This is a genomic window from Prevotella veroralis, assembly GCF_018127765.1.
Lineage (GTDB): Bacteria > Bacteroidota > Bacteroidia > Bacteroidales > Bacteroidaceae > Prevotella > Prevotella veroralis.
Genome location: NZ_CP072330.1, coordinates 1770153 through 1783054 on the forward strand (window position 1 = coordinate 1770153; position 12902 = coordinate 1783054).

At 43.3% G+C, this 12902-nt stretch carries 7 protein-coding genes; 2 read left to right on the forward strand and 5 right to left on the reverse strand.

What is annotated here, in order from left to right; genetic code table 11:
- Positions 1-74 precede the first annotated feature (74 nt).
- From J5A55_RS07525 to J5A55_RS07545, 5 genes are all read right to left on the reverse strand, one after another.
- Entirely contained in the window at positions 75-2099 is a 2025-nt protein-coding gene (locus J5A55_RS07525) for an alpha-amylase family glycosyl hydrolase (RefSeq protein ID WP_039851172.1), read from the reverse strand.
- 532 nt (positions 2100-2631) lie between these two features.
- On the reverse strand, positions 2632-3639 hold the full coding sequence (locus tag J5A55_RS07530; RefSeq protein ID WP_004382872.1) for an Outer membrane protein SusF domain-containing protein: 1008 nt from the start codon (positions 3637-3639) through the stop codon (positions 2632-2634).
- An 82-nt stretch (positions 3640-3721) separates the two neighbouring features.
- Positions 3722-4903, reverse strand: coding sequence for a SusE domain-containing protein (locus J5A55_RS07535; RefSeq protein WP_039851279.1), 1182 nt, complete (start codon positions 4901-4903; stop codon positions 3722-3724).
- 105 nt (positions 4904-5008) lie between these two features.
- Positions 5009-6643 (reverse strand): RagB/SusD family nutrient uptake outer membrane protein, encoded by a 1635-nt coding sequence (locus J5A55_RS07540; protein ID WP_004382874.1) that lies wholly within the window; start codon positions 6641-6643, stop codon positions 5009-5011.
- A 21-nt stretch (positions 6644-6664) separates the two neighbouring features.
- On the reverse strand, positions 6665-9733 hold the full coding sequence (locus J5A55_RS07545; RefSeq protein WP_004382875.1) for a SusC/RagA family TonB-linked outer membrane protein: 3069 nt from the start codon (positions 9731-9733) through the stop codon (positions 6665-6667).
- Between the two features lie 282 nt (positions 9734-10015).
- Here J5A55_RS07545 and J5A55_RS07550 point away from each other — a divergent pair, with 282 nt between their 5' ends.
- Both J5A55_RS07550 and J5A55_RS07555 read left to right on the forward strand, forming a co-directional pair.
- A complete protein-coding gene (locus J5A55_RS07550) occupies positions 10016-11041 on the forward strand; it encodes a LacI family DNA-binding transcriptional regulator (protein ID WP_018910737.1) in 1026 nt (341 codons plus the stop codon).
- 70 nt (positions 11042-11111) lie between these two features.
- A complete protein-coding gene (locus tag J5A55_RS07555) occupies positions 11112-12440 on the forward strand; it encodes an SLC45 family MFS transporter (protein WP_004382877.1) in 1329 nt (442 codons plus the stop codon).
- Positions 12441-12902 lie beyond the last annotated feature (462 nt).

Below are 12902 nucleotides of genomic sequence, written 5' to 3' on the forward strand. Positions count from 1 at the left end.
TTCAAACATAAAAACTTAAACCTAAAACCATTACTTCTACATTAATTAAAAGTATGAACTAAAACCTAATCTATCTATCTTATAATAACCTTCTTACCATTGTGAATATAGATACCAGCTTGTGTTGGCACTTTAGAAAGGCGTTGCCCAGACAGGGTGTAATAATGGTTATCGGTGCTGACTGGTGCCTCTTTACCACGTACATTATCAATCTTTGTCACGCTAAAGGTCTCATCATTCACCTTATATTTCCCATCTTCTTTCGTACTTGTAACCACAAAGTAAGAGGTTTTATTCACTCGTTCAATATCAAGGGTCTGGTTATTAGCAGCCGTTGTAGCCGTCCCTATGTTAAAAACAAAGTTGACATAATCATTCGCCTTGTTGAGTGTGTATTCCTTACAGAACCATGTCTTGCCATTCACTGTAGCCTTATTTGTCACCTTATCACCTGGCCAAGACGTTCCGACATGAGTACCACCCCAAGAGTGAATATTCACATAATCGTTCCAACCCACCTGCTCCGTATTCACGTAAACACGGATAATTTGAGGAACGAAAGGCTCCGGCTGCTTCACCATATACGTGCGTGTGAGCACCTTCTCCCCTACTTTACCATTCGACAACACTGCCACCTTTAATATAGTCTTCCCCTCGGGCAATGTAATTTCAGTACCATTTGCCACCTTATCACTACCTATCGTCGGTGTTGAACCATCTAAGGTATAAACCAATTGAGCGTTATCATCAGCAGAAACAGCCACCAGTTTAACCTTCAAGTTCTCACTTTCATAACTTCCATTAGCCTTATCCGCCCATGGCAATTCAGCCTCTCTTGCAAGATAATAAGCGTAATGATAACCACTCAACAGCTTTTTATAACGTGAAGAAGGAACATCCAGTTGGTTCGCACCTTTACCCACAACGACAAGCAAATCGCCCTTCTCTCCCTTCACAACATTGGCATAATAATCCTTTGAAGAGCGATTAGGCTGATATGCACTCTCGTTAGTAATCCCTGCCAACTTGCGTGCGTCAATCATAGCCTTTATCTCTTTAGGATAAGCAAGATAATGTTTATAGAACACACAAGGCGTTCCTGGCATAGCTAAAAGATAGGCATTAGCAGCCAACGTATCCCTTCGGATAGGGTCTTGTTGCTCTGATACAGAGCGATACTCAACATCATGGTTTTCAACGAAAGTCACTGAATAACACTTGTAAGCACCATTATCAACATTCAAACCCGTAGTATAACTGTTGCCTAATACAGCCCAATTCTGACTATTGATAGCATCACGAACGGAATAACGGAAGGCGAAATCGAAGGCGGCACTACGCTTTCCCGTACCATCAATCCATGCCTTTACCGTATTCGCATTACCATCCCAATACTCGCCAACAGAGTACTTCACGCCTGCTGCAGTATTATAATCACCAACATGCGAAGCGCCAAATCCCTTCACCATATCATATCGGAAACCAGAATAACCAAGGTCATTGAGCAAGTAATCTTCGTATGCTTTGACAATAGTTTGTACGTTCTGACTATTATGATCAAGGTCGCGCATACCGCCCCAATCCTGTCCTTCATCATTGTTCCGACTTAATTGCACGCCCTCTTTCCGAGCCTGTTCGCCCGCTTTTCCGCCATCATCATTAGCGCAGACATCAGTTGACTGGTGCTGATAAGTAACTCCCTTATATGTCTCGGCAGGGAATCCAAACCATCCATTATTCGTTCCGTGATGATTAATCACTACATCGGCAATCGTCCCAATATGCTTCTCTTTGAAGGTACGAATCATACTCTTGAGTTCCGCCTCAGTACCGAACGATGAGTTCTGATTGAAGTAATAGAGCGGATCATAGCCCATCGACTTCGAGCCAGCAGCCTTACCACTCTGCGGAACCCATACAAGGTCGAAGTAACCCGATAGGTCGTCGGCTTTCTTTTCAAGCACTGTCCACTGCGAATCATCGAATGAATCCCAATAAAAACCTTGTAACATCACACCGCCATAACTGCTTGGCCAACCTTGTGCCATCGCACAGATGCAACATAAAGAGGCACATAAACTTGTCAAAATACGTTTCATGTAGATTTCAATTTTTAGTTAATTCTTATCAATGAGCACAAAGTTAGTGATTTACAACACATTATCTTACTATACAGCTTACGGTTTACTCTTTTTTTCATGCAAACGTTTGCACTTCGAGCAGGGTATGGTCACAACCACAACTAACGGCAATCACATCCCCACATCTCCCTTTTCTCCACCCTACGATACGACTCTCTCTGATTCAAAATAATATACTTTCAATCACTACCAACGCATAGTAATGAGAGTTTCAAGCCTTGAGACTATGTGTTTCAGGGCTTGAAACTATGTGTCTCACAGCCTGAAACAGTGTGTCTCAAGGCTTGAGACTATGCGTTTCATATACTGAAACTCTGCGTTCCATGTATTGAAACTCTACGTTTCATTTATTGAAACGATGAGTTTCATAGACTGAAACAGGAATGAAACACACTTATCACGAGGGCAGATGCACACAAGGAGCAAGAAAAAGGTGCGTTGGTCAAGATTGAACCAACGCACCCGAAATATATAATTAGGTATTCAACGTCTATGGAACAAGCTCCATTGTGCAGTGTGACTTGCTGTCACAAGAGAGATACAACTTGATGTTGTACTTGCCAGCTGTTACATTGATATTACCGCCCTTAAAGGTGATGTTATCCAATGAACCGCCCCAATCTAACACCCAATCGCTATTCGCACGGAACTTCAACTCACCTGTTGTCAGTGTGATGTTATTAAGTTCCCAACACTTTTGAGCTGCATTGTAAGTCATTGCTTGGTCGCTGCTCCAACCGTTAGGAGTGGCAGAACCGATGATACCAACACTATTGATTGCTGTGTAAGTAATGCTTTGTGTGGTCAGATCAAGGTCTACCTTATAGAAGCCAGCAGGCTCTGTCATAACGATGTTAGCACCCTTCTCTACAAGTCCCTGACCATAGTCAGTACCATCCCAATTCTGTTGGGTAGCAAACTTAAAGCCGTTCTGATTGAGATACATAAAGCCTGTGTACTTGCCATCAGTAGCTGGGCTATAGAGCGGATCACTGAATGACCAGCCGTTAGCATCGCCTGACATATAGAGATACTGCGTGAAGGCAGGAGCAATACAGGTGACCTTTGCCTTTACATTCTGCGACAGATTGTAGCCCTCGCCACGCTGTAGTTTAATCTTATTGGTTACGGCTATGGCTACTTCATGCTGGTCGCCATTCTTACCATAAAGGGTCTCTATGGCAGAAACAAGTTCTGAACTCTTTACCTTTCCTGCATTGCTGACATTCAAGGTTGCCGTCTTGTTGTTGTTAGAAAGTACGGCAGTCAAGGTTTGTGCAGCTACGGCATCAGTTGAAACCACTGATGGAGTAAAGAGCAGGACAGAGTCGGCAGTCACCGTATTGAAGTCGATTGCGGGTGCTTCGGCTACTGTGAACTTCACAGAGCTGGCAGTCTCCTCTGGACTATACTGTGGCTTAGTCCACTCTTCATATTCATTGCTACCACAAGAAGCAAGGAGCAGTGCGACACTTGCTAAGATTAATATCTTCTTCATATCGTTTCTTGTTATTAAGCAGAGGGTGCGCCCCAAGGCTATGCCTATCGGCACACACCCCCTAAAAGGTATCTTTTATTAATTATTGTTTTACGAAAGAATACTGTCCAGTGATGTCGTTGAAGTAAACAGTGTACGTTCCCTTCAAGTTACGAACATTCTTGCCACCCTTAGTTGCAACACCGTATGGGAAGTTTTCAGCACCCCAATTTACGTCCCATGTGCCATTGGCAGCAAACTTGCAGCCTTCGCCATCAGCACCTGTTGACTTCTCTGTGAATGTCACTGTAGCCTTCCAATCGTGGTTCTCAACAACAGATGTCTCTGCAGTCATTGGTGTACCACCTGCAACAGTCCAGCCATCGTGCTTGCCAGGCAATGCCATTGAAGTATAGACAGTAGGTGCTGCACCAGTGTAAGGTACAATCTTTAACTTAGGATTCTTTGTATCGAATGTAATCGTATAGTAGCCTGCTGTTGGCACTTGAATATCTGTTGATCCACCAATATTATAGGTGAAATCACCAAAGCTTGCACCTTGTCCAACCTCACCATCATTCCAATTTGCAGGGTTCTTCTTCAACTTGAAGCCTGCTGTTGATAGGTAACCAGTCCAAGAGATAACGCCCTTACCAGTTTTCTTGTCATACTCCTGACCTTCCTGTGGGAGCAATGGTACAACCTGACTATTGCCCCATGAGCCATCACCGAAGCTACCACCAACGAGATACCAGGTCTCAACAGGAGCATCAGAGAGCTCAACATAATAAGGAGCAACGCTAACCTTAACGGCATTTGAATAGATGGTATCACCCTTAACAATTGAGTAAACGCGTGCATAGAGGTCTTGGCTTGCTGGCACATGACCCTCTTCATAACGCTCCATCTTCTCTATTGCGGTCGCAAGTTCGGCTGCGCTAACCGACGTACTACATGTTCCTGTTGGTGTACCAACAGGTGCGTAGTCGCCACGTTCAGTATCCATATCAACTACCTTATCGACTGATTTAGTCCACTTATTGGTAGTTGAGAATTGCATACCATACTCGGCAGCTATCGGAGCACCATATTCTGGTTGTGACCAAGTGAAGTTCAACTTATCAGCAACCTTTAGATCAACTGTCTGTGCAGCGTAGGCAGGAGTATTCAGCTTGAATGTCTTCGGAGTAAGAAGGGTTGGATTATGATCCAAGTCCTTGTCACAAGCAGAGAACAACGCTACACCTGCACACAATAACAATGATGACTTAATTATTGATTTCATATTAATTATCATTTAATCATTTATGTTCTATTCGATAGTTCAATCTTCTTTCTATCCAATACTTAGCCTCTGGTGTGCACCATCAGCTAAGTATTGGCATACACTTTAATTATATCCTTGATTCTGAACAAGATTTCCGTTAGCTGTCAAGTCAGATGAAGGAATTGGGAAGAGATTGAGGTGAGCATCAAAGTTACGACCGTTCTTTACGCCGCCCTTCCAACTCCAGTTATAGTTAACGTCACCTCCAAAGTAACCGAAACGTATGAGCGTTGTGCGACGGAGCCCTTCGAAGTAGAACTCACGGCTCCATTCATCACAGATCTGACGCAGAGAATAAGCGGTGTGAGTGGTAGCGTGCGCACGACTACGTAGTGCGTTGATGTATTGTGTACCATCGGTTGTTGTCGTTCCACCATTCATACGGGCATCAGCCTCGGCATATATCAGATAAGCTTCAGCAGCACGCATGAGGAAGAAGTCGGTATCAGGGAAATTAGAGTCATGTCCGGCAGAACCATCCGTCTTAAAGTTAGTGAACTTACAAACGGCAAATCCGTTCGTAAACACTTTCACATCAGTTTCATTATTACCATTATCTACGTTTCTTCCATCACCATCGAAGAGTGCACGATCATCATCGGCAGCAGCTGGCATAGCGTAAGCACCAATATTAGGAGCGTCATCATTAGGGAAGAACTTCAGCACTAAGTCATGGCGCATACGGTTACCACCCCATCCTGCAGTTGTGTTGTTGCCCTTTGTGGTAGCATCCTTTATGTGCTCGCTGTTGTCATTTGAGCCAGCCATGAGGTAAAGCGTTGTACCGTAAGAGGTAGTTGTCTTACCATCTTGGAGGATTGGGAAGATAGCCTCAACAGAAGCTCCATTCTCGCCATTGTCGCCCATGAAGAGCTGTTGATAGGCACTCCACTGTCCTTTCTTGGTTGTGTAGAGCTTGTAAGGGGAGTCGATGACCTTCTTTGCATATAGCTTAGCATTAGCCCAGTCAGCTGTACCTGTATACACCTCAGCATTCATGTAGAGACGAGCTAAGAGCATCCATGCAGCAGCTTTATCAACACGACCATAGCCAGCAGTAGCTGAAGTCTTTGGTTGAGGCTCGCTCAATTTAGGCTCAACATTGGTCTTTAATTCATCAACAAGCCACTTGTAAAGATCAGCACGCACGATACGGGCAGGCTTACTAGACGATATTGCTGTCGTAAATGGCACGTTACCGAACTCATCCAAGAGGTAATAATAGTTCAAAGCGCGGAGGAAACGAGCCTCAGCAGACATCGTTTCGTTATAGTCGCCATAGTCGACAAGATACTGATTACAGTAAGTAATGCCTGCGTAAAGGCGGTTATAGAAACCTTTCAACATAGGATGTGAAGCATCATAAGTATTGAAGTTGAAGTTGAGAATACCTTCATCACCACCCCAAGCACAGATGGCTTCATCTGTTGTAAGTTCCTGTGTATTGAACAACTGACGAACGTAACCACTCGTACCACCATCTATACCATCGACATCACAATCACCATTAGCTCCTCCATTACCAGCCATTGCGATGGTAGCATAACACTTGTTTAAGGAGCTTTCAGCCTTTGTATTAACCTTTGTCTTTAGATTTGGATCAATTGGATTAACATCCAAATCACCAGTACAAGAGGTAAGTCCTACAGACAGCATAAAGGCTGCTGCAGAGAATATATATTTAATGTTTGTATTCATTGTAACTACTCTTTAAATGGATTAGAAGTTCAAATTCAGACCCAAGATGAATGATATTGGACGTGGATAGAGGTTATTGTCAATACCATTGAACACCTCTGGATCAAGTCCCTTATACTTAGTAAGACAGAAGACATTGTTCACTGTACCGTAAACACGACCGGAGATACCATTCCAAGTACCCTGCTTGAGAAGGTTAGCGAAGCTGTAACCAAGGGTGATATTATCCATCTTTAGGAATGAAGCATTCCGTACCCAGTAATCAGTCTGTATAGACTTTGTCTCTGTTGTGAGCCAGTTATCAGCCAAGACATCCGATGGACGGTTTACAAGAAACTTACTCTTTGAATACAACTCAGAGTTTGACATGTTCGCAACACTTGCGAAAGCATCATTGTAAACATAGTTACCAAGACTTGCACGGAGTGCGAAACCGAGGTCCCAATTACGATACTCAAAGCGAGAAGCAAAGCCCATTGTTACAGGAGCAGCAGGTGCCTTATAATAGTACTTATCAGCATCTGTGATCTTACCATCACCGTTGCGGTCTACAACTACACCCTCTAATGGCTTTCCATTCTTATCATATACCTGTTGGAATACATGGAAGGAGTTGACAGCGTTACCTACATGCTGTGCCTGAATGTTACCACCTGTACCAGCAGAAATACCACCTGTTGGAACGAAGTAGTTCGCATCATTGCCACCGTTAAGATTGGTGATCTTATTATAATTATATGTGAAGTTGTAATCCATTGTCCAGTTAAATAGCTTGGTATTAACAGCTAACCAGTGGATACTTGCTTCAACACCTGTGTTAAACATAGAGCCGATGTTGCTCATAACCTGATTGCGGAAGTTAGATCCAGCAGACACAGTTGCACTGTTAAGGAGGTCACTTGTCTTACGATAGTACCAATCAACTGTACCGCTAAGACGCTGCTTGAGGATACCCCAATCTAAACCTATATTATAAGAGGTGGTCGTCTCCCACTTCAGATTCGGATCGAATGCCTTTGGTCGAGCTAACGTACCATCGCCATAAACAGGATAGTAAGACTCGTTACCTGTATTCATCTCATAAACGGCGAAGTAGTTATAATCTCCGATACCTTCTTGCTGACCTGTCATACCCCAGCTAAGGCGCAACTTCAAGTCAGACAACCAATCAATCTGCTTCAACATATTCTCTTCATTCATACGCCAAGCGAATGCGAATGATGGGAATACAGCCCAGTGATCTTTGAAACGAGACGAACCATCATCACGAACAGTAGCTGTTACCATGTAGCGACCATCCATCAACGACCAGTTAGCACGACCGAAGAAAGATACGAGGTAGTTCTCTGTTGCGAAGTCATACTTCGTACGATTGCGCTCTTTACCGGCAAGTGTTGCATCGTTATTAGTCTTTGGATAGAAGCTCCAATATGAGTTGTGCGTATTATGCCAGAAGTGTGCCCACTCATAACCAGCCATGATATCAAAGTGATTCTTAGCCTTGTCGTTGAAGTCATGGTAGTATTGAGCGTAAGCAGAAAGCTGCATATTGCGCTTCAACTGTGATTCCCAACCATGTGAACCATAGTAAATAGCCTGTGGAGAAGCAGGATCAATATCTTTTGTCTGACGTCCTTTGGCAATATCAATACCAGCAGTAACGTGTAAACGGAGGTCTTCGAAACCATGTACCTTATAGTCTACATCAGCACTACCTAAGAAGTCGCGACTAATGGCGCGTTCGTTCCTTAGATTAAGGATAGACACAGGATTCTTTGTAGCCAATGAGTAGTAAGTCTGTGGCCAAGTAGGGTCATTGAGCGCAGTACCATCGTCCAACCACTGATAATAACCTCCGAAGTTATCAAATCCAGTTGCACGAACAGGCTGTGTAGGGTCGAACTGACGTGCAGCCTTTATCGCTTCACCATCAGCATAGCGGTTCTTTGTCCACATACCCTTTGCATTCAACGTCAACTTCAAATGGTCATTCAAGAGAGAAGGACTCAATGTGAAGGCACCAGTGAAACGCTCGAAGTTAGAGGTCTTAATGATACCCTGTTGGTTTGTATAGCCTGCACTAACACGATAAGGTAACCAGTTTGCAGCCTGACCAGATACTGCTACGTTATGATCATGACTAAATGCTGTACGGAAGATCTCGTCTTGCCAGTTAGTATTTGCCTTACCCAAACGAGCGTAAGCAGTAGGAACTTTGTTACCATTAGAGTCCAGTGTGTACAATGCCGTACCGAACTTCTCTGTTATAAGTTTACGATATTCATCAGCCGACAAAACGTCTAAGTTCTTTGAATTCGTACTAACAGTAAAGCTACCATTATAAGATATCTGTGTTCCACGACGACCTTTCTTTGTCGTAATGATGATAACACCATTCGAACCACGAGAACCATAGATAGCAGTAGCGGAAGCGTCTTTCAAGACGTTAAATGATTCAATGTCTTGTGGGTTAACAAGTGACAATGGGTTTGATACACCTTTAATACCTGTCTGGTCCATAGCCACACCATCAATGACAATCAACGGATTGTTAGATGCATTCAAAGACGAACCACCACGAATACGAATGGTTGAACCACCACCAGGAGTACCACCATCATTCGTGACACTCACACCGGCAACCTTACCAGAGAGCATATCCTGCGCATTGACAACAAGTCCTTTATTCTTGCCATCAGGCTTCAGAGCTGTTACAGAACCCGTTAAGTCGCTCTTCTTAACGGCACCATAACCAATAACAACTACCTCATTCATCTGTTGAGCTTGGTCATCTTTCAATGTAATGACCATTCCATTGGATGCAGCAACCTGCTGCTTTTGATAACCAATGTAAGAGATTGTAAGTGTAGCACCAGGTTGCACATTGACAGAGAAGTTACCATCAAGATCCGTTACAGTACCATTTGTAGTTCCATTAATAAGAACAGAGGCACCAATAACAGGCTCACCTGAAGCATCTTTCACCTGTCCTGTGACAGTAGTAGACTGTGCAAAAGCACTAACTGAAAGGCAGAGACCAGCGAAGAGCCCCATTACCTTAACAGGAAACTTGCATTTTACCTGCTTCATCTTTTTGTTAATTAAAGTGTTATAAATTGATTAAAGTATATATGTTCAGCGTCATCAAGGTCGGTTAATAGCCGATTCTGAAGATTTAGTAAGTGCAAAGTTAAACGAGAAAGACGACTTTCACACTTTTTGGGTATTAAATATGTTATTTAAACTGCGCAAACGTTTGCGCACATAAAAAGGCTATAAATAAATTGATATAGGTCAAAGGAATTGTGAAAAATATGTATATTTGCGCTACAGAAGTAAATCTATAAGGATCAAGAACATCTATTAATTCAGATGAACAATCTGCCCAGCATAACAATGAAAGATATAGCCCGAGACTTAGGAGTATCGGTTGCTACTGTCTCTCGCGCCCTCAAAGACAGCCCAAGGATATCGGCTGAGAAGCGCGAAGAGATTAAGGCTTATGCTCGCGAACACAACTTTTTTCCAAACATCATAGCCGAGAGCTTGCGCAAAAGCAAGGTTCAACCACTAAAGATAATAGGTGTTATTATCCCTCAATTATCCCACTTCTATTTCTCATCTATCCTTTCCGGCATCGAAGAGGAAGCCTCTGCAAGAGGTTACCAATTGATGGTTGCACAAAGTAAAGAGAAGTATGAGAACGAGGTAAGGATATGTAAAGCCTTCCACGAGAATAAGGTTTGCGGTATTATCGTGTCTCAAGCGAAGAACACATTGAAGTATGATCACTTCCAAAAGCTCATCAGCCAAGGTCTACCTCTCGTCTTCTTCGATCGCATCTGCACGGGTGTCAATGCCAGTAGAGTTGTCGTTGACGATTACATGGGGGCATACGCTGCCGTGTCACACCTTATAGATACAGGTTGTAAACACATTGCTTATTATGGGACATCGCTAACCATGGAGATTGGAAAAAACCGATATAATGGTTATAAAGATGCCCTCTTGAAGCATGGAATGAAGCCTGATGAACACTTGATAAGAACTTGTGACAATCGTGCTGATGCAGAGTCTATAACACCTGACGTAATGTCTTTATCCAATCCTCCTGATGCTTTCTTCGCTGTCAATGATGATACAGCCATTGGCATACTCTACTCTTGCAAACGCATGGGGTATCGTATTCCAGAAGATATATCTATCTGTGGTTTTACCAATGGAGAGCGTGCCATTGCTTGCGATCCGATGTTAACAACAGTGGAACAACGCGGTATGCGTGTAGGCGAAGAGGCTGCAAATATCCTCATTGATCAGGTAGAAGGGGTTATACCCAAGAGCCGCATAGAGAAGAGGGTGGTACGTACAAGGTTAATAGTAAGAGGTACTACGAAATAAGAAAACAAGGTCTGCCTCTACAGGAAACTCCCTTGGAGCTATTAAGGAGGCTTAATAAAGAATATAAGTAATGAAACAAAAACCTAATTTAAGTTTCTGGCAGCTATGGAATCTGAGCTTCGGTTTCTTTGGAGTACAGATTGCCTACGCCCTTCAGAGTGCTAACATCTCTCGTATCTTTGCTACACTTGGAGCTGATCCACATAAGCTCAGCTACTTTTGGATACTCCCTCCTCTGATGGGAATCATCGTTCAGCCCATCGTTGGAACCTTATCCGACAAGACATGGACACGCTTCGGACGCCGCATTCCATACCTCTTCATTGGTGCAGCTGTAGCCGTCTTAGTAATGTGTCTATTGCCTAATGCAGGTTCATTGGGTATGGCGGTATCCACTGCAATGGTCTTTGGTCTACTCTCATTGATGTTCCTTGACACAAGTATCAACATGGCAATGCAACCTTTCAAGATGCTTGTTGGTGACATGGTAAACGAGAAGCAAAAGACACTCGCCTACTCTATTCAATCCTTCTTATGCAACGCTGGCTCCATAGCTGGCTATGTTTTCCCTTTCTTATTCACATTCCTTGGTATCTCAAATCAGGCTCCTTTGGGTGTAATCCCCGATTCCGTTGTCTACTCCTTCTATATTGGTGCAGCCATACTCATCCTTTGTGTCATCTATACAACAGCCAAAGTCAAGGAGATGCCACCGGAGGAATATGCCGAATATCATAGTTTGAAGAATCCAGAAAACGAACAGAAAGCGGGCTGGATAACCTTATTAAAGAACGCACCAGCCACCTTTTGGAAGGTTGGATTGGTTCAATTCTTCTGTTGGTTCGCCTTTATGTACATGTGGACATACACCAATGGCACTGTAGCAGCAAACTGCTGGAACGTCGATATGCTTGCACATGATGCCACAACAACAGCTGGCTATCAGGAAGCAGGTAATTGGGTGGGCATCCTCTTCGCGATCCAAGCCATTGGATCAGTCGTTTGGGCAACTGTACTCCCACAATTCAAGAACCGCAAATTGGCGTATGCTTTATCGCTCATACTCGGTGGTATCGGTTTCGTCATGGCTGCTTATATACACAACCAGTACGTTATGTTCATCCCATTCATCCTCATTGGATGTGCATGGGCAGCAATGCTTGCTATGCCATTCACCTTTGTTACAAACGCACTGGAGGGTTATGGACACATGGGCGCATACTTAGGTCTGTTTAACGGAACGATCTGCATTCCTCAAATCATCGCTGCCGCAGTGGGCGGCTTATTGCTTCACATGGTTGGCTCTGAGCAGAGTCACATGATGATTGTAGCAGGAGTTGCCTTAGTCTTAGGTGCTCTCTCGGTGACAGTCATCAAAGAGCATCGTGCAAGTGAATAACAAATACATTACTTTTTTATAACTCTCTCTAAATCAAAAAGGTGTATCGGAAAGCATTCCGATATGCCTTTTTACTTTGTATTAGCCCTTACCTCCGCTTCCACAATAATATTCCTTTAAGACAGAAAGCATAGGAACAGACCTTAGTAAATGCCTCACAACAAACCACAAACAGCCTCATAACAAACCCCTCTTCGAATGAAAAGGGGAGTAGATAGTATCGTTTACAAACAAAGAGAGCCTTTCCTTGATGTGAAGAGAGGCTCTCTTTGAGGTGAAGAAACGCCCTCTTTAAATCAAAGAAAGCACCTTCTCAATTCAAGATTATTATTACTTCTGATTAACTTAAGCATTCCCTCGTATGCAGAATGCAAACGATTACGCACAAATTGATATAAATCATGCAAAGAGCTATTGCTTATTCACATTATTATTATTAACTTTGACGAAAAATAACTACCC